This is a genomic window from Gimesia aquarii, from assembly GCF_007748195.1.
Lineage (GTDB): Bacteria > Planctomycetota > Planctomycetia > Planctomycetales > Planctomycetaceae > Gimesia > Gimesia aquarii.
On sequence record NZ_CP037920.1, the window covers coordinates 3,139,516 to 3,164,664 of the forward strand.

17 protein-coding genes are annotated in these 25,149 nt (G+C 47.7%); 7 read left to right on the top strand and 10 right to left on the bottom strand.

The window, feature by feature from the left end; genetic code table 11:
- Positions 1-49: 49 nt before the first annotated feature.
- The 6 genes from V144x_RS12555 (at position 50) to V144x_RS12580 (ending at position 9,190) form a co-directional block, all read left to right on the top strand.
- A complete protein-coding gene (locus V144x_RS12555; protein WP_144985501.1) occupies positions 50-826 on the top strand; it encodes a class I SAM-dependent methyltransferase in 777 nt (258 codons plus the stop codon).
- Positions 827-937: 111 nt separating this feature from the next.
- A complete protein-coding gene (locus tag V144x_RS12560) occupies positions 938-1,702 on the top strand; it encodes an IclR family transcriptional regulator (protein WP_144985502.1) in 765 nt (254 codons plus the stop codon).
- Positions 1,699-4,659, top strand: a complete 2,961-nt coding sequence (locus V144x_RS12565; RefSeq protein ID WP_144985503.1) for a PSD1 and planctomycete cytochrome C domain-containing protein — start codon at positions 1,699-1,701, stop codon at positions 4,657-4,659. The genes V144x_RS12560 and V144x_RS12565 overlap by 4 nt, the downstream gene beginning before the upstream one ends.
- Positions 4,660-4,664: 5 nt before the next feature.
- Positions 4,665-6,095 carry a DUF1501 domain-containing protein gene (locus tag V144x_RS12570; protein WP_144985504.1) on the top strand — a complete coding sequence of 477 codons (1,431 nt, stop codon included), beginning with the start codon at positions 4,665-4,667 and terminating at the stop codon, positions 6,093-6,095.
- 129 nt (positions 6,096-6,224) lie between these two features.
- A complete protein-coding gene (gene eutB / locus V144x_RS12575) occupies positions 6,225-8,537 on the top strand; it encodes an ethanolamine ammonia-lyase subunit EutB (protein ID WP_232102802.1) in 2,313 nt (770 codons plus the stop codon).
- Between the two features lie 194 nt (positions 8,538-8,731).
- On the top strand, positions 8,732-9,190 hold the full coding sequence (locus V144x_RS12580) for a hypothetical protein (protein ID WP_144985505.1): 459 nt from the start codon (positions 8,732-8,734) through the stop codon (positions 9,188-9,190).
- 15 nt (positions 9,191-9,205) lie between these two features.
- On the opposite strand, the gene V144x_RS12585 is transcribed toward V144x_RS12580, so the two are convergent.
- The 8 genes from V144x_RS12585 to V144x_RS12620 form a co-directional block, all read right to left on the bottom strand.
- Entirely contained in the window at positions 9,206-9,610 is a 405-nt protein-coding gene (locus V144x_RS12585; protein ID WP_197998900.1) for a DUF1353 domain-containing protein, read from the bottom strand.
- 129 nt (positions 9,611-9,739) lie between these two features.
- The gene (locus V144x_RS12590) at positions 9,740-11,194 is read right to left on the bottom strand and encodes a DUF1501 domain-containing protein (RefSeq protein ID WP_144985507.1); all 1,455 of its coding nucleotides are present in this window, start codon (positions 11,192-11,194) and stop codon (positions 9,740-9,742) included.
- A gap of 46 nt (positions 11,195-11,240) precedes the next feature.
- Complete coding sequence (locus V144x_RS12595; RefSeq protein WP_144985508.1) at positions 11,241-14,207, bottom strand: PSD1 and planctomycete cytochrome C domain-containing protein; 2,967 nt, start codon at positions 14,205-14,207, stop codon at positions 11,241-11,243.
- Between the two features lie 60 nt (positions 14,208-14,267).
- The gene (locus V144x_RS12600; protein WP_232102803.1) at positions 14,268-15,737 is read right to left on the bottom strand and encodes an Nramp family divalent metal transporter; all 1,470 of its coding nucleotides are present in this window, start codon (positions 15,735-15,737) and stop codon (positions 14,268-14,270) included.
- Positions 15,738-15,745: 8 nt separating this feature from the next.
- The gene (locus tag V144x_RS12605; protein ID WP_197998901.1) at positions 15,746-16,579 is read right to left on the bottom strand and encodes a cupin domain-containing protein; all 834 of its coding nucleotides are present in this window, start codon (positions 16,577-16,579) and stop codon (positions 15,746-15,748) included.
- The gene (locus tag V144x_RS12610) at positions 16,569-17,708 is read right to left on the bottom strand and encodes a malate/lactate/ureidoglycolate dehydrogenase (protein WP_144985510.1); all 1,140 of its coding nucleotides are present in this window, start codon (positions 17,706-17,708) and stop codon (positions 16,569-16,571) included. The genes V144x_RS12605 and V144x_RS12610 overlap by 11 nt, the downstream gene beginning before the upstream one ends.
- On the bottom strand, positions 17,705-18,745 hold the full coding sequence (locus tag V144x_RS12615) for a peptidyl-alpha-hydroxyglycine alpha-amidating lyase family protein (protein WP_232102804.1): 1,041 nt from the start codon (positions 18,743-18,745) through the stop codon (positions 17,705-17,707). The genes V144x_RS12610 and V144x_RS12615 overlap by 4 nt, the downstream gene beginning before the upstream one ends.
- Positions 18,742-19,821 carry an SMP-30/gluconolactonase/LRE family protein gene (locus tag V144x_RS12620; protein WP_144985511.1) on the bottom strand — a complete coding sequence of 360 codons (1,080 nt, stop codon included), beginning with the start codon at positions 19,819-19,821 and terminating at the stop codon, positions 18,742-18,744. Before V144x_RS12620 ends, V144x_RS12615 begins: the two co-directional genes overlap by 4 nt.
- A gap of 140 nt (positions 19,822-19,961) precedes the next feature.
- On the opposite strand from V144x_RS12620, the gene V144x_RS12625 reads away from it, so the two are divergent.
- Positions 19,962-20,867: a helix-turn-helix domain-containing protein gene (locus tag V144x_RS12625; protein ID WP_144985512.1), complete on the top strand. Its 906-nt coding sequence runs from the start codon at positions 19,962-19,964 to the stop codon at positions 20,865-20,867.
- A gap of 199 nt (positions 20,868-21,066) precedes the next feature.
- Here V144x_RS12625 and V144x_RS12630 read toward each other — a convergent pair whose 3' ends face one another.
- Both V144x_RS12630 and V144x_RS12635 read right to left on the bottom strand, forming a co-directional pair.
- Positions 21,067-22,473 (bottom strand): DUF1501 domain-containing protein, encoded by a 1,407-nt coding sequence (locus tag V144x_RS12630; RefSeq protein ID WP_144985513.1) that lies wholly within the window; start codon positions 22,471-22,473, stop codon positions 21,067-21,069.
- A gap of 17 nt (positions 22,474-22,490) precedes the next feature.
- Complete coding sequence (locus tag V144x_RS12635) at positions 22,491-25,076, bottom strand: PSD1 and planctomycete cytochrome C domain-containing protein (protein ID WP_144985514.1); 2,586 nt, start codon at positions 25,074-25,076, stop codon at positions 22,491-22,493.
- Between the last annotated feature and the right edge of the window lie 73 nt (positions 25,077-25,149).

Consider the following 25,149-nt stretch of genomic DNA (forward strand, 5'->3'; position numbering starts at 1 on the left):
GTTGTTTAAATAATGCAAAGATATATTACTTTGAGCATTGCGAATGACTATGAAACGACGACAACTGTTTGAGTTTGAAGACTGCCGCTGGTTTCCAAGTTTGCTTAGAGATTTTATGACAGATTACCTGCGTTTCGTTTCTTGCAAGTTTAATCTGTTCGGCGGAACGCTGCCGGTTCTCAATGAAATCCTACAACAAACTGGTCGTTCACAGATTGTCGATATTGCCTCTGGAAGCGGTGGTCCCTGGCTTTCTTTGATTCCGAAGTTGCAGAAGCAAGTCCCGGGTTTACGCGTCAAACTGACTGATTACTATCCGAATCAAGCTGGTATGTTAGAAATTGTTTCAGCATTCCCTGAGACGGTTGAAGTTGAGTCACGTTCTATCGATGCCAAAGATGTTCCGCAGGATCTGGTTGGGCTACGAACGCAGTTTCTAAGTCTGCACCATTTTACTCCAACCGAAGTTAAGGAGATTCTTCAAAACGCAATCGCGGCTCAGGAACCCATTGCCATTTTTGAAGCGCAACAGCGCGACATAGAACATCTGATTCGTTTTGCACTCTCTCCGATATTTGTTTTGCTGTTGACCCCGTTTATAAAACCGTTTCGTATCTCACGACTGATCTTTACATATCTGATCCCCCTGATTCCGGCGTTGGTCTTTTGGGATGGCCTTGTTTCAGTGCTTCGAACCTACACAGTCAATGAAATGCTCGAAATGGCTAACGAAGCTGATACACAGCAGAACTATGAGTGGAAAGCCGAAATCCTGAACTGTGGTCAAATCAAATTACCTTATCTCACAGGTAAGCCTCTCGATTAATCAAGTCTTAAGTCGAACGAGAAAATGAACAAAGATGCTTGACTCTTGATAAATTGCATTGTTACAATAGTGTGACACGTTACATATGTGGAACTATAGTGGGGTCAGCCTATGAGTGTTACAACGACGAGTGTTCCTGCACTTGAGCGAGGGCTGGATGTGCTGGAGACGTTGAGTCAGGCGCCTGATGGGCTCGGAATCAGCGAGCTGGCTGCACGGCTTTCTCTTAATAAGAACGCGATTTTTCGTATCACACATGCGCTTACTGACCGCAATTATCTGGAACGCGATCCACTGACGAAGCGGTTTAAGCTTTCAATTAAGTTCCTCACATTAGGAATGCCGCAGGTGGGGGATGTGAGTCTAGTTGAAGAATCTCTGCCACTCATGCGTGATCTCCGTGATGAAACTCGCGAAACGGTACAACTCGGTTTACGCGTGAGAGATGAAGGAGTCATTATTGAACAGGTAAGTGGGCTCCACCCTCTCAGAATCGCCGTTGATGTGGGGCTTCGCTTTCCATTACATAATAATGCCCCAGGAAAAACACTCCTGGCATTTCAAGCTCCTGAAGAATTAGCTGCTACAATCAAACGCATTCCTTTGACACAAGATACACCGCGCACCATTACTGATCCAGGCATGTTACAGGAAGAATGTGAACGAGTTCGCAGTCGCGGTTACGCTACCGATTATGCGGAAGCGGATGAAGGAATCCATTGCGTCGCTGCTCCGGTATTGGGTAAAACTGAAAACTTACTTGCTGTAGTTTGGGTCTCCGCTCCTTCCAAACGAATGCCTAAGAGTCTGTTTTCCAGCATTGGTAAGCAGGTTATACAGTGTACAGAGAAAATTTCCGGGAGACTCATTCGATGAAATTCCTTCCTGCCTGGTTTTGTTTATTGAGTTGGCTCTCGATGGTGGGGTGGATCTCTGCTGCTGATGATACGTTCTTTCGTGACACTGTGGAACCAATTCTTCGTAAACATTGTTACGAGTGCCATTCCCATACTTCGGGAGTGATGGAAGGAGATCTCACACTGGATTGGCAGAGTGGTTGGAAAACGGGGGGAAGTCGCGGTGCTGCGATCGCTCCTGGTGACCCGGAAGGCAGTCTGCTGATTAAAGCGATTCGTCACAGTGATTCAGAATTACAGATGCCCGAACAGAAGCTATCTGACAAAGAGATTGCTGCTCTCGTAAAATGGGTCAGAGACGGAGCCCAGGACCCGCGAACGACGAAGCCCGCGTCAAAGGTCACGGATTCTACGGACTGGTGGTCATTAAAACCGCTTTTGCGCCCTCATGTTCCCGGTGAGGGACCCAGTAATCCGATAGATGCATTTATCGAAACGCACCTGCAGCAGAAAAAACTGAAACCGTCTCCGGAAGCCGATCGACGCACCTTGATCCGGCGGTTGATGTTCGATCTACACGGGCTACAGCCTACGATTGAAGAGACGAACGCGTTTCTTGCAGACTCCAGCCCCCAGGCTTATGGAAAGCTGGTTGACCAACTGCTGTCCTCGCCTCGATATGGAGAACGCTGGGCACGACACTGGCTCGATACGGTCCATTTCGCAGATTCACATGGGTTTGAGCACGACGTCTTTCGGCCTCACGCGTGGCGGTATCGTGACTATGTCATAGATCGCTTCAATCGTGATATTCCCTGGCCGCAGTTTATTCGAGAGCAACTGGCGGCTGATTTTTTCTTTCCCAAGGCATCGGAGCTAACGGTCGCGCTGGGGTTCCTTGGGGCAGGTCCTTATGATCAAAGCGCAGCTGCCACTGCACCCAAGTCATTTGAATATCTTGACCGTGATGATCTGGTGACCCAAACCATGGGGGCCTTCGCCAGCACCACAGCAAACTGTGCTCGATGCCATACACATAAATTCGACCCCATTACACAAGCCGACTATTATGCGCTGCAGGCAGTATTTGCTGGCGTTGGTAAGGGCGACGTTGCATTTGACATGGACCGAGCGGTCGCCAGTCAGCGATCTCGCTGGAAAAATCTTAAGGCAGCCGCTCAAAACATGAATACAAATATTCTACTGAAACCAGATAATCTGAAATTGGTTGCGGAATGGGAGCAATCCCGCGCTCCACAAACGCGCTGGGTACCTCTTGAGCCTGATGTCTTTGTTTCGACCAACGGCGCGAATTTGAAACGCCAGCCTGATGCTTCGATACTTTCAAGCGGAAACGCACCAGAGCAGGAGACAATTGTCATCACGGCAAACACATCGCTCTCAACAATAACAGCGGTGCGGCTGGATTTATTGAATGATGACTCGCTGCCCCACAAAGGGCCGGGAAGGGCACACAATGGAAATCTCCATTTAAACGAGTTTGAATTGCGTGTTTTCAAACCCGATGCCGTGGAAGGACAAGTGGTTCCCATTGGTCAGGCAACAGCAGACTTTAATCAGGCTGGCTGGACGATTCAGCATGCCGTCGACGGGAATCCCAAAACGGCTTGGGGAATCTACCCGAAAGTCGGCGTGCCGCATCATGCTGTATTTGTTTTGAAAACACCGCTGATTGTTGAGCCTGGAACGAAATTATCAGTCACACTGAAACAGGTACATGGTGGTGCACATATTATTGGGCGTTTCAAATTAGCTGTCACAGATGCACCGAAGTTGAACGTGATTGCACTTCCGAAAGAAGTCGAGGCGGTCTTAAATAGACCCGCCGCTCAGCGGTCGGCTGAACAACAGGCGTTGCTCGCTTCCACTATTTTGCAACACCGGGCGGAGCAGGAACTGGAGAAGCTCCCATCACAAGTCAAGGTTTACGCGGCGGCAGCAGAAGCTGCGAACGAGAGAGGTATGATAAAGTTATCTCAGCCGCGTGAGATTCGACTTTTAGTGCGTGGTAATCTTGAAAAGCCGCGCGATGTGATTGGGCCTGGTGCTTTAACGGCATTATCTCCGTTGCCTTCTCGATTTGAACTAACAAAATCTCATCATGAATCAGCGAGAAGGGCAGCACTTGCTGACTGGTTGGCTGACCCACGGAACCCGCTTACCTGGCGAAGCATCGCCAATCGCGTATGGCACTATCATTTTGGTAAGGGACTATGTGATACGCCAAATGATTTCGGACGTATGGGAGGTACACCCTCTCACCCCGAGTTGCTCGATTGGCTGGCCTGTGAACTGCGTGATCAAAATGGATCATTGAAACACCTACATCGTTTGATTTGTAACAGCAAAACCTATCGACAATCATCGGCTTACCGCTCAGAGTTGGAAAAAAGTGATCCCGATAATCGATTGCTGGCACGTATGTCGCGGCAACGTCTTGATGCAGGCAGTTTCCGAGACTCTGTTTTGTTGGTGAGCGGACAACTTGATTTGAAAAGTGGTGGGCCAGGAGATTCTCATTTTACCACGACCCCCGGTCCGCAAGTGACGCCGGTATTACACTACGAAAAATTTGATCTGGATAGTCCGGCAGCCAATCGACGCAGCATATATCGCGTGGTTTGGCGTGGTATTCCTGACCCCCTGATGGACGCTTTAGATTTTCCCGACCTGGGTTTATTAGCTCCGACACGTGGCTTTTCAGCCTCTCCTTTGCAATCTCTGGTTCTGTATAACAATCGTTTTGTTTTACATCAGTCACAAAAGTTGGCAGAGCGGGCACGAAAGTCACAAACCAAATTACCAGGCCAGATTAAACAGATTGTTTTATGGGTCTGGTTGCGAGAACCAGCGGATGATGAATTGAAAAAAATGACAACTTTGGTTGGCAAGCATGGTTTGGAAGCCGTTTGCCGTTTGGTTCTGAACAGTAATGAGTTTCTTTTTGTTGAGTAACAACAATGTCAAACTTAATCAATCATCATCTTTCGCGGCGTGAGCTTCTTATGCAGTCAGGCGGTAGTTTTGGTGCTGCGGTATTGGTTCACTGGTTGGCACACAAATCAGCTCCGGCGGCTTCGACAACGAAAATGAACGGTGGCTTGCACCATCCGGCGAAAGCACGGCGTGTTATTCAGCTGTTTATGAACGGCGGCGCCAGTCCCATGGACACGTTTGATTTTAAGCCCGAATTGAAACGTCTTCATGGACAGAAACTGGGACCGAAAGAGAAACCGGAAGGTTTTACTGCGGCCGCTGGTGCCGTGATGAAGAGTCCTTTCAAATTTGCTCAACATGGTGAAACCGGCCGTTGGGTCAGTTCGGTCTTTCCCCATCAGGCGAAAATTGTCGACGAGTTAGCGTTTTTGATGGCGATGACCACCAAGACCAACGTGCATGGACCAGCCAGTTACATGATGAATACCGGCTTTATGTTGCCAGGGTTTCCCTGTATGGGGGCCTGGATTTCCTACGCCCTTGGCAACCTTTCCGACAATCTACCAGCGTTCGTAGTGCTGCCAGATGTGCGTGGTCTGCCTTATAATCAAAAAGGAAATTTTAGTGGTGGCTTCCTGCCCGCTAAACATCAGGGAACTCTCGTCAATGCGGCAAGCAAAACACCGATTCCGAATCTATTTGCAGATCCGAAATACACGTTCGCGCGAGATGCTGCCGATAAGGATACTTTTGCATTATTGCAACAGTTTAATCGACGGCATGCGGAAACTCGCCCGGATGATTCACGATTGGAAGCACGAATTGCCGCGGGTGAACTCGCTGCGAAGATGCAACTGAGTGCACCCGAAGCGTTCGATCTCACTCGGGAATCAAAAGAGACACAGAACGCCTACGGACTGGATCAGAAAGTGACGGAAGATTTTGGCAAACGTTGTCTACTGGCAAGACGTTTGCTGGAACGGGGCACACGCTTTGTTCAAGTCTGGAGCGGTCCACAGGGGGCGGTCAATAACTGGGACAACCACGGCAATATCCAAACGGAGTTGCCTGCGATCGCGAATAGTGTCGATCAACCCATTGCCGCTCTCTTTCAAGATATGAAGTCGCGTGGGTTACTTGATGATACACTCATTATCTGGACGACGGAATTCGGTCGCACCCCTTTTGCCCAGGGAAGCCAGGGGCGTGATCATAATCGAGGCACGTTTGTTACCTGGCTGGCAGGCGCCGGAATCAAAGCGGGGGCAAGTCATGGTAAAAGTGATGATCTTGGTTATCAGACCGCTGAAGATAAGACCTATTGTTATGATCTTCATGCCACGATTCTGCACTTACTGGGCATCGACCACAAACGGCTGACGTACCGCACAGCTGGCATTGATCGCCGTCTGACCGACGTGCATGGTCATGTAATACATGGCATTTTGAGTTGATACATCATATGCCGTGATGCGAACATCTTGAATTTCCTCATGAACCGATGGTATGATCTTGATTGTCCAGTCGGGCGGCGCTGATCCCGGCTGATTGAGTTCAAAGTTTCGTAAAAAGGAAACTGAGCCATGCCGTTGAATCGACGCGATTTCGTTCAGGCGATGATGTATAGCCCGTTTGCTCTAACACTTTCTTTGTCACAAGCAAAGAGAGTGGCTGCAGAAGAGACAAATGCCAGTGGTGTGTCCATTTCTGAGATTCATGAGGGCGAGGATGTTTTTGCGTACATCCAACGCGTCAAAGGTGGATTCGATCTACAACTTTACCGCGAAATTCTTGGTGCGGCTAATGCATTCAAAGAGGGTGATCAGATCATTGGCGTGGCTGCGACTGACGAAGAATCTCGCAAGAATGCCCGTGCATTGTTAGCGGCGACTCGTATTGTTGATATCAACGCACATCCTGTCTTCAAAGATAAACTTCATCAACTGATAACAAACCGGCAGAGTTCTACTTTAAAGGAACGTTCAGCAAATCTGACACTTGGAGCTTTAAAACAACTGTTACTCACTGAAGATGAGGCGACCATCAAAAAAGTTACGAGTGGTCTCTCCAGTGATGTCATTGGCTCTGTTGTGAAGCTGATGACTAATGGAGAATTGATTATCGTTGGTTCCAAAGTCTTCAATTCCCTGCCGGGTAGTCAGATCGGTGCGCGAGGTTATTTGGGCGCACGATTGCAACCAAATTCACCGACGGACAATTTAGATGACATCTTCTGGCAAGTCCTTGACGGATGGTCGTATGCAGTAGGAGATGTTCTACTGGGAACAAATCCTGTTTCCAGCACGCCTGAGTCGGTTGAGGCTGTGGAATTGGTGTTGAAGGATATCCTTGTGACATTTGGTGTGGCAGATATTATGCCGCATTGTGTGCTATCACATATTGACGTTCAAGCAGAAGTCGAGCGACAAAACCCAGGCAGTACGGCTCTTTGGTTCCAAAGTATCGCAGGTAGTGATGACGCCAACGAAACATTTGACATCAGTGTCAAAAAGATGCGTGACTACGCACGCTCGCGGACGGGGCAATATGGTTTGTATTTTGAAACGGGTCAGGGGGCAGACTTTACCAACGGTCATAGTCATGGCTTTGATATGGTACTGCACGAATCTCGCAAATATGGTTTTGCACGTGCTCTGACTCAAGATGTTGCCGCGGCTCAAAAGTCTGCCGGTAAAGAATCTGCTCCCTGGGTGCATCTCAACGATGTGGCAGGGTTTATCGGACCGGAAGTATTTCGGACACGTGAACAACTCGTCCGTTGTTGTCTGGAAGACATCATCATGGGTAAGCTGCATGGCTTGACAATCGGACTTGATGTCTGTTCCACATTGCATATGGACGTGTCGCTCGATGATTTAGACTGGTGCCTGGATCAGATCATGCCTGCGAATCCGGCGTATCTGATGGCGTTGCCAACGAAGATCGACCCTATGCTGGGTTATCTTACGACCGGTTTTCAGGACCATGTCCGCATGCGAGAGAAATTCGGCTATCGTGTGAATAACAAAATGTGGGGCTTCTTTCAGAAGCTGGCTGTGATTGACGCGAGTGGAAAACCAACCGAGCACTTTGGTGATCCTACTTGGGTATACTTGCAGTACCGCCGAAAAAAAGGAGATTCTCGTACCAACCGGGCAATTTTAAAAGAAGGTCGTCAAAAATTATCAGAAGTCCGGGGCCGCGGCGTCTTCATCGCAGAGGGGTATGGGGAAAAGCATTCGGAGTTGGAACCTTCACTGAAAGTCGAAATTGATCAGATTTATCATGATGCTAAAAAGAGTATCTGGGCAGAACTCACTTCCGACTTTATTTCCAGTGTGCCTGAAGCGGTCCCTTTAACAACCCAGTCAAATGATCGCCTCGAATACATTTTGCATCCGACAACGGGGGAACAGCTTTCCAAAGCCGCTACAAAAATGATTCGACAACTACGAAACAGTTATGATGAAAAATTTGATGTGCAAGTGGTGATCTCCGATGGATTGAATGCACTGTCGATTATGGACGAAGGACATCTGGAACCGTTCCTTAAGGAACTAAGACAGCAGTTGCTAGCAGCGGGTTACCATCCCTCAAAGCGTAACATCATCATCAAGTCGGGACGTGTTCGTGCGGGATATCGAATTGGTGAATTGCTCTTCGGCGGTCTTTCAGGGAATCGTGCGATTCTTCACATCATCGGCGAGCGCCCCGGCACGGGACATCATACGTTTTCTGTTTATATGACATCCCCTCCCGGTTCTGTCTGGGGACAATCAGGCAAGGTCGATCACAACATTACGAAAGTGGTTTCCGGTATCGCTGCCACCGCTCTCAAGCCCACCAAAGGAGCCGATGAGACGGTTCGTATATTGCATCAAATGAATGCTGGTTAAAGAACAGGTGTCGAAAGATCAATTTGGTAAAGATTGATGGCTAGCATGATAGTGAATGTATTCTGATCTAGAAAATACTATTTTACTATCTCGATTCAAATACTAGAATTAGCGCGAATCTGCGAGTTTGAATTCTTTCTAAGTTCGAACTAACTGAGGAATCTCAACTTATCTCACTAGAGAAGGAGATCGAAGTGAAACAAGTGGCATTACTGGTTCTATTTCTCATTTGGGGAGGTACAACGACATTTTCTGCAGAACCTGCACCAGAAGAAGATTACCAGATTGTGGAAGGGAAATGGTTTCGGATGGCCAAAGATGGAAAAGGATCCCCCGTTCGAATTGAGCAGGAGCTATCACAGAAGATGGCAAAAGTTAAAGCCTATGATCGACACGGCAAGTTAATACTTTCCCAGCAAGCGAAATTTCGGCTGCAACGTATGGACGATTTGAATCTTTTCATCTACTACGACCTGGAGATTTTAGAAGGTCGGAAGAAAGGCGTTAAGCAGAAGAAACCTCAGCTATGTATTTATCGTTTGAGAGGTGATAGGCTCATCGTTGTGGAGGGAATGGCGAGTGATGATAAATTACCTTCAGTGGTTTTAGTCTGGTGGAAGATGAAAACGCTGAACTCAACTCCAGAAATTTAAATGATAGATATGGTTTTAATGCTTGGCTCGTTTTTTTCTGGAACGATTCCAGGCAATCCAACCACCAATTCTTAAAAAGAACCAACCTATCCATGCCTGAAAAAGATTAGCATGGCATTCGCCAGCGAGTGCTGTCAAACGCCAGACCGTGTCGGATTCACAGCGTGTGTATTCACCGGTGGCATAGAGCCTGTCATGTACAACTCCTGCGATATCTACCTTGGACCAGCGAACAAGAATACGACCAAACCAGGGGATGGAACTAAAATCGGTAATGAAATTTTCCGGGACAGTAATGACTTTGTCTCGCACATTGACTGTGAGTTCGCGTAACAGCTTGCGGCAGCCATCGGATTGTCGTTCGGTTTGAAGTAATCCACTCACAAGAAATACGGATTCTTTATCAGGAGTTGTTGTCAACAGAGTCGCCTTTCATTTCTGGATCAATGAAATTCAAGATCAGCACTAATGAATCCATACCGGTATTTATTACCGATTCATAAATGATCTATTGATTGTAATAGTTCACATTGCTCCTGAAAATGCATGTCAGGCGAGAATTTCCTTGACGATTCTTGGACTGTTTCCGACACCTGTCAGGCGTTCATTCAATCCATTCCGGGGGATGAAGAGCTCTTCGTGGTTTAGTCCGAGCAGATGTAACATGGTCGCATGCCAGTCTGGTACACTGACGCGGTTTTCCACGGCGGCAAAGCCCAGTTCGTCAGTTTCTCCCAGAACCATACCTTTCTTGACACCTCCACCTGCCATCCAGGTACACAGAGCATTCTTGTTATGATCGCGACCCGATTTTCGTTCATCTTTATCCGCAGTCAATTGTGCAATGGGCAAACGCCCCATTTCACCACCCCACATGACAAGGGTGTCATCTAATAAACCGCGCTGTTTCAAATCTTGCAATAAGGCAGCAACCGGTTGATCTGTTCGCTGACAGGCAGTTTTCAAATTTGTCGCGATCGCACTGTGAGTATCCCAAATTTGGCTATTGATAAATAATTGCACGAAGCGGACGCCTCTCTCAACGAGACGGCGTGCGATCAGACATCTGCGACCATATGATTCGGTCACTTTTTGATCAATGCCATACCTCTTTTGTGTTTCTTCTGTTTCCTGAGAAAGGTCGAGCGCGTCAGAAGCTGAAATTTGCATTCGCGCAGCCAATGCATAAGTTGATAAACGAGATTCCAGTTGACGATAATGCGATCGTTTTCGTTGATGAATTTGATCCAGGCGTGAGATCAAATCGCGTTCGAGTTTTGAGACCGCTTCGGGTTGATCGTAGCCCGGTTTCAGATTCAAGACCGGAGAGCCAGTCGCACGAAAACGAGTTCCCTGATGTTGCGCAGGTAGAAAGCCGGATTGCCAGTTTTCGATTCCGTTGACAGGTAATCCGAGTGGATCATCTAAAACAACATACGCAGGCAGGTTTTTATTTTCACTTCCCAATCCGTAAGAGACCCAGGCTCCCAATGCCGGATGTCCTGTAAATTCGCTGCCTGACTGAATTTTGTAAAGTGCAGGTTCGTGTGTCAAATTGGTTGTGAACATCGAACGAATCATGGTGATTTCATCAACTTGCTTCGCCAGATGCGGCATAACATCAGATACCCACATGCCGGATTCACCATGCTGAGCAAATTTGAAGGGACTCTTCATTAAGGCACCAGCTCGTTCAGGGAATTCGACTTCTCCTGCAATTTTATCAAAATGCTCCTTCCCATGATGTTTATCCAGAAACGGCTTGGGATCAAACAAGTCCATTTGACTCGGTCCCCCGTTCATGAATAAATGAATCACTGACTTGGCTCGCGGTTTGTGGTGAGGTCCGAGTGTAGGTGTCTCTTTATGAGTCGGAGTTTTTGAATCCGCATACAAATCCTGACTAAGGAGCCAGGTCAAAGCGGCCCCTTGGATTCCTGTAGAGACTTGCTGAAAAAAATGGCGTCTCGGTATGTTCTTTTGCGAAGAGTAATGATCTTTCATGCGATGGCTCTTAATTTTATATGAATCTCCAAATCGGTATCCTGATTCAATCGATGTACTGAAACTCGGCCAGATTGAAGACGACATGACAATAATTAATCAGTGCCTTTTGTGCGGGTGGAATTTGATCTTTTTGCTGATAATTTGAATCTTGCCATGTTTTTGTCATTTGTTGCATTATGTCGACTGCTATGGTTTTTTCTTCTGCGGTGGGATTCCGACTGAAAGCTTTTCGATAAATCTGGACAATTTGTGCTTCTGGAACTGGTCCAACTTCAGCTTGAATTTGAGAGGCAAAATCTATCGCTAATTGATAAACCATTTTATCATTCATTAAGTGCAACGCTTGTGGCGCCACAAGTGACTCGCCGCGGTTGATACAGTTTGGTCCCATTTGCGGGTAGTCAAAATTTTCCAGAAGGGTTGGGATTTGTGTACGACGTTGTCGAATATAAACGCTTCTTCTCCACCCCTTTTGAGTCCGCTTTGATGTTACCAGACCATCAGAACGAACTTCGACCGGGTCCGCGGGACCAAAAGGAGTTTCGTCTAATTGACCGGAAAGATAAAGCAGAGTGTCCCTGAGAACCTCGGCTTCCATGCGCTGCAAGGGCATTCTTGACAAGAGGCTTCCATCGGGATCTCGTTGTAATGCTTTCTTTGTGATCGAAGAATTTTGTCGATACGTGTTTGAAGTGACAATTAAGCGGTGCAGGGATTTAAGACTCCAGTTTTGACGTACAAACTCGTTGGCCAGCCAGTCCAATAATTCTGGGTGGGACGGTTTTTCTCCAGCGCGTCCAAAATTGCCTGGTGTGTTGACAATGCCCCTCCCGAAATGATGCAACCAGATACGGTTCACCATAACTCGCGCCGTCAATGGGTTATCGGATCGAGTTAACCACTTCGCAAAAGCGAGTCGACGACGAATGGGTTTCCGATTATTCTCAGGTATGAGGGAACTGAATGGATTAGCCTTTTGAATAAGGACTTCTGGTACTCCAGGTTTAACCAGGCGTCCTGGAGTGAGGTAATTCCCTCGTTTCAAAATATAGGTAGGAGAGGGACTTCCACGCGACCAAAGTGCTCGAATACGAGGCTCCTGCTTCAATTTTGATTTGAGAACCTTCATCTGATTTTGGAGATCATCAGATTTCTTTTTATATTCCTGATCCAGTTTTTTTAATTCATCAGGAGAAGGAGTTAACAGTCTTTTATGCTTTTTCAAAAGTATCTTTTGCTCATCAGTCTGTTGAGACGCTTTAGTGGAAAACGCAATTAAGATTGTTTCACGCTCCGATTCAGGAAGTGATTGAATGCCTTTCTCTCGCTGTGTTTTTAATGCTCTTGCTGTCCGTTCCTTTAATTTTTGTTTAAGTCGTTCAATATCGGCTGTGATGAGCTGGTTATGCTTTTCATAATGACGTCGTTCTTCAGATGTCACGTGCGGTAAGGTGCGTGGTCCTTGTGATTTCAGCCAGTCATGTTCATCGTAAGCCTCTTTAAAGATGGCTGTCAGACGGTAATAGTCTCGTTGAGCTATGGGATCGAACTTATGCGAATGACAACGTGCACATTTGATGGTCAATCCCATGACTGCCGACCCCAGGATTTCCATTTCGTCAGAAATGACTTCGAGGCGGTCAGGCACAAAATTGGTGATATTGGCAAAGGTACGATCTGGGGCAGTTCTCAGAAAACCTGTCGCAACGAGACAGTCATAGACCTCTTGTGTCACTTCTTTACTTTGATAATCGACCAGTTCATCACCTGCGATTTGCTCCAGCAGAAAGCGTGAGTAAGGCTTATCCTGGTTGAAAGCGCGAATCACATAGTCACGGTAGCGATAGATATGTGGACGTAACCGATCCTCGTTCTGAGCCCCTTCCGAATCTGCATAACCTGCAACGTCAAGCCAATGACGTGCCCAGCGCTCTCCATAGCGTGGTGATGCCAATAATCGATCTACCAGCCTTTCATATGCTAAAGGATCAGTGTCATTAATGAAATGTTCAACTTCATTGGGAGTCGGTGGTAAACCTGTGAGATTGAAATAAAGTCGGCGTATCATTGTTCTCTTACTTGCTGCTGGAGACAAAGTGAGTCCGCGTTGTTCCAGCTTTCGTAGAATAAAGGCATCAATTGGATTTCTTACCTGGTTACTGTATTTCACTTGAGGGGGCTTCACCTTCGAGGGAGGCTGAAACGACCAAAACTCGCGATCTTTCTCAGTTACAAGAGCATCGGACTGATTTTTATCGTCTACCGAAGGATGATTTATTTCCGGAAGCTTGAGCGCAATCCATTTTGAGAGCCGTTTCAGCTCATTCGCCTCCATGGGTTTGACACTGACTGAAACCAACTTTCGACGTGGTGGCATCTCACCTGACGCGATACGCTGGATGAGAAGACTTTTTTCTGGTTCACCAGGAACAACTGCTGGTCCTGATTTTCCACCTTTTAAAATCGACTCTTTTGTTCTGAGATCGAGTCCCGCTTCCTTCCGTCGGCCTCCATGACAGGCAACGCATCGTAAGTGTAGCAGGGGAATAATATCATGTTGTGTCACTGAAGGTTTGGATTGAACTGCTTCACGAAACTTCGCACCAGCAGAAATCCAGTTGCGAATCTCATTCAATTCTTTTTTACTCAGATGGTCTTTCTCATCTGGTGGCATTTCGCCTGCGTTGATCATTTCGATTAAGAGGCTTTCGTCCGGATCTCCGGCTTGCACAATACGACCCGATTCGCTTCCATTTTGAATGCCTTGCGGAGAACTGAGATCAAGGCCCGCTTTTTTCGTTTCTGAGTTATGACAACGAAGACATTTTTCAGTAATAATTGATTTGACAGCACTTTCATAAAAAATGCTGTTCCTGGTTGTTATATCTTCACTGGCTGTGAGGTGACTGGTGTTAATTGCAAATAAACAGAGGGTGATCGTCTGACTAATCACCATATTACGATGAAAAAACAGCGGGCGATCTAAATATGCCAGCAGTTTATCAATCATGATTCTTCTCCGAGGCTCTACGAACTATCTCATTATACGAAAAAGATTTACTCAATTCACTTACAAAAACAAATTCCATAGGAGTGCAGCAGACAAACATCCATAACAAAGAGCACAAACCACCAAAGCGCATCGACGCCAAATGGGGGGGCGTAACTCCAGAGGCAGGAGTTTTGTATTCAAGATCAAGATTTGAATGGCGGCAATTGCTAGGACCGGGCCAGCAATCGCACCCAGGATTTTAAACAAGGTAATGGCATGCCCCCAGTGGACGGCAAAGAGGCCCCAGACAGTCGCGATTGCCAGAAAAGAGTAATAGAGACGACTGACGCTCATCTTGCGACGCTCACGCAGGTGGGGACTCGCCACCCAGACGATGTCTGTAACCGTTCTAATCAGGACGTCCGTGTTACTCAAATGAGTTGACATCAAAACCCAGAATCCGTTCAAGAGAGCCAGAATCCAGAATCCGCTCCAAAGCTGATCTGCCATGTAGCGTGCCTGAAACGCTCCGGCAGCCATATGATCCATATTCGTATTTTCGGGAATCACCGCCGTCGCCAGATTCACATTCAGAAACATTCCGACAAGACATCCCATGCCCCACAACCAGACCTGATCGGCTGAGACATATTTCCACCAGGATTTCCAGTTTTGAAGATTCTCTTTATTGATGGGAAATACCTTACCGACGGGAGAGAGCTTCATTTCACTGTGACTGAAAGCGCTCGTAATTGATCCGACTTTGGCCCCCATTCCAAATCCCTTGTCACGATACCAGTTTGTGATCACCAGGTTTCCAATGCCTCCGGAACCAGCCGTTGCGGCAAAGGTCGCCAGTAATAACAGATCAACGTCAGCCGGCAGACTTCCGAACTGGAAGAATCCTGTGAGTGTCTTCATCCAATGCTCAAAGGGTACAAATAATACATTGACGAGAGTGAGGAACGAAAAAATGAATGAAATCATGATCCATGAAAAATATTCCAACATGCGTTCAATAGTTTTGCCAGAGAGCAGAATGCCGACGGTTATTAAAATCACCGTGTAAGTAAGGTAGTGGAGAATGGTTGTATCCCCATCACCGGCCATGCGACCTGCAAAAGAGGCAAAAAGCACCGAAGCACAAGCCGCGGCCAATGCCGGGACACCTAGTTGAGCAATCGTGGCGAAGATGTAACCAGAGGCCCAAAATTTAGAACCCGGTCGCAGTCGCATAATTCCCACCAGAATTGGCTCGCCCGTGTATAACGTGTAACGAATGGCTTCCAGATTAAAGAGAAGTTGCAATACGATAGCGACAGTTGCGATCCAGAGAATGTCCATACCATACTTCACCGTAATGGTAGGACCGATGAGCCACTCACCGCCGCCAATTGACCCGGTAAGCAATATCGCTCCCGGCCCAATTGTACTGAACAGGTTGCGTACCGAGAACGGTGGTGGTGCAGGCAAATCGCTTTCGTCCCAGTGAGCAAGGTTCCCGAATCGCATTGATTTCTGTTGTTGATGAGAATCTGAATTCATCATGTCCTTTTCTAATTGTCTGACTCACAAGCTTGTTTGATGAATGATTCTTCGCAACAACACTGCTCTAATACCGTTCGATCTGGCTCATCACCGGCGTAGACCCAGATCATTGCCATCGTTCGATCCGAACGATTGATAAATCGGTGGGGTCGTCCTTCAGGGATACAAGCTGTATCACAATTTGACAGTTCATATTCACGTCCCGCTACCTGACAAACGGCCGTCCCTTCGACGATTGTAATCGATTCATCAAAACCATGGATATGGCAGGGTAGCGAAGCTCCGGGTTGGAAAATACCATAACCACCACAAATACCCCGTGATCCAAACCGGCCAGCAAACAGATCGCGAAAGAGCGCGTTTTGTGCTAATTCATAATCAGGGGCAGACTCAAACCGGATTAAGTCTTCCATTACAGAGGAATCGGTTTCAGTACAATCTTTGTTTATAAAACTGGTTTCTACCCATTCGCGTTTTGGCTCCTCGCTGGCGAACGCGCTGAAGCAGGAAACAGGCAGTTCACTCAAATCATTTTGAACCCAATGTGCTACGCCCGCTGGCACATGGAAAGCATCATACCGACCAATCTTGTAACGTCGTCCTTCAACAATGACATGAATTTTCCCTGTAATCGGTATTATGACTTCGCTGACTGGGTGACGATGAGCGGGAAGCATCGCATCCGATTGAAAAGTAACAATCCCCGTGGAAAGTCCTCGTGCTCCCAGAGTGCTCGAAACGAGAGGCCTGAGCTCAACACCATCAGCCAAGGGAACGGTTGCTGACTCACTACTTGAGATAATGGCTTCCAGGCGTTCCTGTTGTAGCGTTCTATCCTTCATCTCGACTCCCCGACTTGCTCGAAACTGGTTCACAGCCCGGAATGGAAATCTGACTGTCATGGAATGCTGGATTTGTCTCGTTGGACTCAATAAAACCATGCTCGATATTGAGTGATCGACAAGTGGTACAGATCTGTTTCCAGGTGATCTCATCCAATTCGATTCCCTGTTCTAAACGCTGGGCTTTGGTGCGCTGTTCCAGTTCGCCTGGCATAAGAATTTCACCATTGTCGTTGATGGTTCGTGAACTCTTCACGAATGATATAAAACGCTCTACTTCTGGAAAGAATTCATTATCAGATCCAAAGAAACGACGGTCAATGATTACGGACAACATACCATTGGCTACGCGCGAAGCATTTTCCGGATTTGTGCAGGAACTGCCAGTGAGTGCGCCCGCGAGCATTTCTATAACCAGTGAAAGGCCGGAGCCTTTATGGCCGGCGATTGGAAGAATCGCACCAGGAGGATCTCCATAAAAGCATCTGGGGTCGTTGGTCAGATTTCCTGCCGAATCAATCAAACAACCATCTTCAACCATTATTCCCTGGTTAAGTGCGACACGAATTTTCCCTTCTGCGACCGTACACGCTGACATATCGAGGATGATCTGTTTGCTGTTTCCGGTAGGTACGCCTGCAGTGAAGGGATTCGCAGAGAGCCGACGGTCAATTCCACCGAAGGGAGCAACCAACATCCCTGCACCACTGGTGTTGACAAAATGTAATGAGAGCATGCCAGCATCTGCCGCCATCTCCGCCCAGTCGCCAATGCGTCCGAGATGACCTGAATTTCTCAAGGCGATGACGGAGACTCCGTATTGAGATGCTTTGTCGATACCAAGTTGAATTGCTTCTTCACCAATGATTTGTCCGAGGCCAAATTGCCCATCGACAACGGCAACCACATCATTTTCAGAGATAATTCGAATAGACTGGTTCGCAAGAACTTTGCCATCGCGTAACCAGTCCACGTATGAAGGTATTCGAATCACTCCATGCGAATCGTGTCCGACCAAGTTCGCCTCAACGAGGCGTCTACCGACTTTATGTGCTACATTGCACTGACAACCTGCCTCTGTGAAAATCTCTTCTGCGAGTGCTATCAGCTGTTCGTGTTGAAATTTCATTGTGGAACCTCTTTAGATTGATGAATGAATTTCTGGAGACTATGACAGTTGGGGGAAACAAGTCCACGATTGCCGCCCGCAGACATCGTCACTTCGCTAACATAAACATCACCGCGCGAGTCAACCCAAACGTCATGCGGGGCAAAGAAGTCTCCGGGCGCGCAGGGAGTCTCACCACCTCCCCAGCGGCACTGTAGCTCTCCTCTTAAATTAAAGATACTCATTCGCCCACCGGTGGCATTCGGAGTTGGTGGATGTGTGCCTGACCACATTCCCGCACGAAAACCAAGTTCGGCAACATACACGTTGGAATCGTCATCGATAAAAACTTCACATGGTCTGGCGACATCATTCCATTCATCCTTGTATTGACCATCGGCCGTAAAGATCTGAATGCGACTGTTCTCTCGATCGGCAACATAAACATTTTCATTGCGATCGATGGCGATCCCATGTGGGATGTGAAACTGCCCGGGGCCGTCACCGGGTTCTCCCCAGGAGAGTAACAATTTACCATCAGCGGAAAAATGATGAATCCGTGCGTTACCATAGCCATCGGCGATATAAAGGTCACCGCTGGGAGAGATAGCCAAGTTAGTTGGGAAATTGAATGGGGGACCGACACGTTGAATGTTTCGGTAATCGACGCTGGTCGCACCGGTGTCAGAGTAAAGTCCGCTGGTTCCCAATGTCATCAGCAACTGGCCATCCGTCGAAAATTGTTTCACTGTATGGTCCAGATCATCAACGCAGTAAACTTTGTCATCCGAGCCAATCGTGATTCCATGTGCTCGCGCAAAAGCTTCTTGACCCCAGGAATCGATGAATTCACCTTCCGGGCTAAAGATGGCAACTGGATGTATGCCTCTGTTAAACACATAGACTCGGTCCTGTGAATCCGTCGCGACCGCAGTGACTTCGACCAGATCCAAATCTGGGGGTAATGTTGGCCACTTCGTTGCGACCCGATAGCGGAACGCATTCTCGCCGACTTCAACTGTCGCGCCATTTTGGTCCATGGATGTGTCAATCGTCATTGTTTTCTCCGCAGTGTAGGGTGATGCCCTTCTGTTTTTACTCGCACGCGATACAGACTCTTGTCAATTGTTACATATAAGACATTTTTCTCATTACCGATACCAAACTCGACATTACTGGGGATGCCTTTCCAGTCTTCAAACTCACCGCTCTGGTTGGTCGGTCCGGTTGGTAGAAATGCAAGTTCCTTTCCATGCGGATCAATGACCATCAGTCCGGGCTTTTTGAGACTTCGACACGTAAGATATAGATTGCCTTGTGAATCCACAGTCATTCCATCACATCCGGCTTGCTTGCCGAAGTCGACGAGAGTGCGTCGCGATCCCGAAACAAATCCGTTTTTGTCGAGTGGAAATTCATAAACCTTCATCGCACCTTTGGTCGGTGGTGGGGCATTGGGGGCAACGTTGATTCCATCACTGCCGTTATTATGGTCTCCCACGTAAAGGGTCCGTTCATCCGGGCTGAGTGTGATGCCATTTGGTTTTTCCACATCGCGTGTGATTTCGACGATGCTTAAATCCTTGTTGAGACGATATACCGCACGATATTGAAGTTCCCGTGGTTCATCACCAATATAGCGGGGATCTGTGAAAAAGATTCGACCTTGTGAATCGATACACAGATCATTGGGTGCATTGAAGCGTTTTCCATGAAAGCGATCAACGAGAGTTGTGCCTTTGCCTGTTTTTAAATCCCAGCGAATCAGACGTCGACCGCCTCCGTCTGCTCCATCACATGAAATCAGGAATCCATTTGTATCGAAGGCCAGTCCGTTTGATTTACCACTGTTATTCGTGAATACTGTTGTTCGCTGTGTTTTGGGATCAAAGCGGAGAATCATACCATTATCCGCTTTCCCAAAAGGCATATCGGTAAAATAAATGCTCCCATCGGGGGCGACTGCAGGTCCTTCCGTCAAGCCGCTGTTGATTTTTGCTTGACGAGTAAATAGCAATTCCAGTTTCACATTGTCGGGAAAGATAGGGTTCTGCTTAATTCCGTCAGCTCGAATGAATGGTGAGGTTACGCAATTGCAAATCAGAATGGTAATAGTTAAAACAATCCAGCGCATTTCGGAGTCCTCTGGAAGCTGATATACTTAAAGTTGTAACAGAATGTTATTCTAGGTCTGCTCAGTATATGCTGTGAAATCAGAATCAGCCGAATGTCAGTTGAAATCGGACGAGAGATAAAATACCCAGGCACACCACAATGAAGAAAACACGCGTTTCTGGATCGCAAAAAGAATCTTCAAATCGCGCAGATTTCTTGATAGACGTCGACAAGAGCTATTTAGCATACTCACTTCCTGTGCCACGACCGTTTGTCCATTTCCGGTCGGGACACTTTCCTGCGGGTACAATCACTCAAAAACACAGTCACTCCATTATGGCGATGCATGGAAGCCTTCAAGGCCCACTTACATTAAAGACTTCTATTGGTGATTACACACTCGATGCTGGCGACTTCTGCATTCTTGCTCCTGGAACTCATCACTTCTGGTCGAATTCTGGGACACACACAGCAGCAACGCTTTCGTTTCTGATTGATACCGATCACCCAGGCAGCTGGTCAGCCAGTTCGGGTGTTGTTGAAGCCTGTGGTGAGTTAAGACAGTTAGTTCAAGACGTTCATTGTTTCAGTTCCTCGGGTGATCCGGACCTGCAACATGCTTTCTGGCAAATTGCTGACCAGCTTACGATTGAGCGTCCCTGGAAAAAGCTGGGAGTGACCGGGCGACTGTGGACATTTTTATCGATTGTTCTCGAACGTCTGTCTCCAGACTCGGGTAATGACGCGGAACATGACGTGGCTCAGCAGATTCGGCGTCTATTGCTCAGTCGAGTGAATGACCGATTAACAATTGCTGACGTGGCTGCAGCAGTTCATGTGGGCGCTACACAAGCCAAAGAAGTTTTTCGAACCACATTTGGTTGCGGGATCATGACCTACTTCAACGAACTCAAAATCTGGCAAGCCAAACGACTGCTCTGTGATCCTAATCTGACTATCGATCAGATAAGCAGCAAGCTGGGATTTTCTTCACCTACCTACTTTAGCCAGACATTTCGAAAACACACGGGGGAAACACCGTCCGACTTTCGCAAGCAGCGGTAAGTCATTGGAATGATGATGCCAGGCGGCAGTTCTTCTGCAAAGCTTTTCATTTATCAAAAAAAACATGGATAACAATGTTATCAGCAGCAGATTTCTATTCCCGTTTTCCTGGTCAGAAATCGGAACAGTATTTGGACAATCCATTCTCTTGCAAAAAAACTGTAGGTGATTTGTAAATCACTCTGAGTCTATCCACAACTTAAGCAATGATTTCCTTCACTACATTTCCAGCCACATCAGTGAGACGATAATCGCGACCACTGTGGCGGTACGTCAGCTTTTCGTGATCGACGCCCAGGAGATGGAGAATGGTGGCCTGCAGATCATGAACGTGGACAGGGTTCTCTTCGATGTTAAAACCGAAGTCATCAGTACGTCCATGAACGTGACCACGTTTCAACCCACCGCCCGCCATCCAGAGACTGAAAGCATTCGGATGATGGTCGCGTCCTTCCTTACCAGCAGTGCTACCACGACGGACTTCACCCATGGGGGTTCGACCAAACTCACCCGCCCAAACGACGAGTGTGTCATCAAGCAAACCACGTTGTCTCAGATCTTTGAGTAAACCACCGGCAGGTAGGTCCGTCATACCGCAATTGAGCTCCAGACGCTTATCTAGCGAACTGTGATGGTCCCACGTCGAATGGACGAGATGCACGAAACGCACGCCCCGTTCCACCATACGACGTGCCAAGAGACAGTTCGTGCCGAAGGATCGCGTTTTTTTAGCATCAACCCCATACATGGTTCTCGTAGTAGCAGTCTCTTTACTGAAATCGAGCAACTCTGGGGCGGCGCTTTGCATACGAAAGGCCATCTCATAGGAGGCAATGCGTGAGGCAATCTCGGTATCACCTGTAGACTGTTGATGCATTTGATTGAGATCACTTAATACGTCAAGTCGAGCGCGTTGTGTTGAAGCACTGATGCCATCTGGACGTTTGAGATAGAGGATAGGATCACCGGAGTTACGAAAACTGACACCACGATAGGTCGAAGGCATAAACCCACTGGACCAAAGCGAACTGCCAGCCCCTTCCAGGCCGTGACCATCATCCGATGTGAGGACCATATATCCTGGTAGATTCTTGCAGGCACTACCAAGGCCGTAGTTGACCCACGAACCAATGCTTGGATTACCAAACAGAGGCGTACCGCAGTGCATCAATAATTGTGCGGGATCGTGATTGCTTTGCTCACAGTGCATCGAGCGAATGAGGCATATCTCGTCTGCCATTTTCGCAGTGTGTGGCAGCAGTTCAGAAATCTCAACTCCACTTTGTCCCTGTCGTTGAAATTTGCGGGGACTGGCCATCACTCTTTCGAGTATTCCCCCGGTAGCGCTCTTTTTAGCTTGCACGAGCGACTCTGGGATCGGCTCGCCATGCAAGGGAGCCATCTTTGGTTTTGGGTCGAATAGATCGATATGTGAAGGACCTCCCATCATGAAGATGAAGATCACATTTTTCGCACGAGGATTAAAGTGTGTCTGAGAGGCGGATGTATGGCCTTCTTGCGCAAGCAAATGCCAAAGTGCCATTGCGCCGAATCCATGGGAGTTCCGAGTCAGGAAGTCGCGGCGTGAGAAATTAGAAGTAAACATTGATCAGGTTCCTAAGGTTATTCACGAGTAATCGTTTCATCAAGGTTCAGTAATACACTGGAAAGCGCAATCCACGCTGCATATTCCACAGGATCACCCTGGGGCGTCGATTCCAGTAGTAGCTCGCGCAGCGACGATGGTTCGTTATTGAAAAGCGTTTTCTGCTGTTCAAGATACTTGAGTAGTCTCTTCGATTCTGCTGGTTGCGGAGGACGCGCAAGGACCAGCATATACGCACGGTTGAGACGGCTCTGATTGGAACTGCTTGACTCACGTATGACATGTGATGTAAGCGACCGTGCCGCTTCAAGGAAAACAGGATCGTTCAGAAGATTAAGTGCTTGCAGTGGTGTATTCGAACGCTCACGACGCGTGCAACTGCTACTGGTATCTGGCAGATCAAAAGTGACGAATTGGGCAAAAGGGGAAGTACGTTGAATGAAAGTGTAAAGACCACGACGATAGCGATCTGCTCCCGAACTGACCTTCCACTCGTTACTATAGCCGGCTTTAGAGACGCTATCGGGTTGTTGTGGCTTTACACTAGGGCCACCAATTGTATGAGAAAGTAGCCCGCTTACTTTGAGTATCGAATCTCGTACCATTTCAGCAGAAAGACGGAGTCGTGACTGTCTTGCGAGTAGTTCATTATCAGGATCGAGTGTTGTGAGTTCCGGTCGAGCACGTGAGGACTGCTTGTAAGTTTGAGAAGTTACGATCACACGTAGTAATTCTTTAGTACTCCAATTACGCTGTTGAAACTTCAGAGCCAGCCAGTCGAGTAACTCAGGATGAGAGGGCCGATCTCCACGCACCCCGAAATTTTCTGACGTTGCCACGATACCGCGACCAAATAGCTCCTGCCAAAGACGGTTTACCGTGACTCGTGCTGTGAGTGGATGTTCCGGTGAAACCAGCCAGCGTGCCAGTGCGAGACGATCTGGCTGACTGTTATGTGTGTTAAGTCGAGGTAAAGCTGCTGGTGTGTCTGCTTTCACTTTATCACCATGACGGCGATAATTTCCTCGAATATGAATGTGTGTTGCCCTTGGAATGACCGACTGCATCATCCCGGGAGCGCGTGTCAATTTTGGAAGTTCGTTTTTCCATGTTTTGATCTGAGCACGAACTTCACTCAGTTTGAGTTCCTTGGCTTTGGCATTGTAAACAGAAGGGATGTTGTCCAGAAAATAGTCAATTAATCGATCTTGTTGATCCTGTGTCCTTTGTGCAAGAGGTGTCTTTATAATATTGAGGCCTTCCAGTTGTCCTTCACCCAGATTTTGACCCCACTGAAGTCCTAACAGTTCCAGTTTACGATCCCAGGAAAAGTCATCACCCGGATGCGCTTCGGCATGCAGGATTTGTTTTTCCCAATCTGCCTGAAGTGTGGCAAGGGCCTCAGAAATCGGTGCGAGTCGCTTGGCTCGCTTTTGATCATAGACCTGCTTTGCTTTGAGCCAAGGCTTCAGTTCACCGGGCAGCGGTGCATTGAAGTTTGCTTCATCTGCATTATTAAAGAAGTCATAAAACTGGTAAAATTCGCGCTGTGAGATCGCATCGAATTTGTGATCATGACATTCGGCGCAAGCAAATGTGAGTGCGAGCCATATCGTACTTACGGTTGAGGTACGATCGATTACTTGCCGCACACGAAATTCTTCGAGCCCCGCGCCTCCTTCACGGTTGCTCAATGTGTTACGCAAGAAACCGGTGGCAGTCCGTTGTGAAACGGTGGCATTCGGAAACAGATCGCCTGCAAGTTGCTCGATTGTAAATTGATCAAAGGGCATATCACGATTAAACGCGTCCACCACCCATTGCCTGTATCGCCAGGCAACAGGACGAAGGAAATCTTGAAGATAGCCATCGCTGTCCCCATAATGCGCGAGATCTAACCACCAGCGTGCCCAACGCTCACCAAAATGCTCGGAAGCAAGCAAGCGGTCAACGACTCGCTCATAGGCATCGGTCCGACGATCATTAACGAACGCGTCAACTTCCAGTGGTGAAGGGGGGAGGCCGATCAGATCGAGACTCAAACGCCGGATTAACGTCGATCGATTCGCTTCCGGTGAAGGGGTAATCTTTTCCTGTGCCAAACGTGTCTGAATGAAGCGATCAATGGCATGATCAACCCCAGTGACTTTTGGCGGCTCTTGGTATTTTGGTGGAATGAATGCCCAGTGTGCTTCGTAGCGTGCGCCTTGCTTTACCCAACGGCGTAATGTTTCCTGTTGGTCTGCTGTGAGCTGTTTTCCTGACTCTTTTGGTGGCATTAGTAAATCAGTGTCTTTGGTAAAAATGCGTTGAATGAGCGCACTCTGACCTGTCTTCCCCGGTATGATGGCCCGTGATCCGGATTCCAGCGTTGCCAAAGCACCCTTCTCAGAATCGAGCCGTAACCCGGCTTCGCGTTTTGTTTTATCAAAGCCATGGCAGGTAAAACAATTCTCCGCAAGGATGGGCAGTACATCTCGATTGTATCGCACCTCTTGAGCGATAGATGATCTGTCTTGAATTAAAACCATCATCACCGTAGCAACAATGGCGAGCCAGACAGTCCAGGATTGACTGGATACAAAGCGGGGAAAGGGTGTCATAACAATCTACTCCAGCAATTGTGTCAAAAGAGGCATAGCACTCATTTGAATAAACTATAATGTAGACCTGATG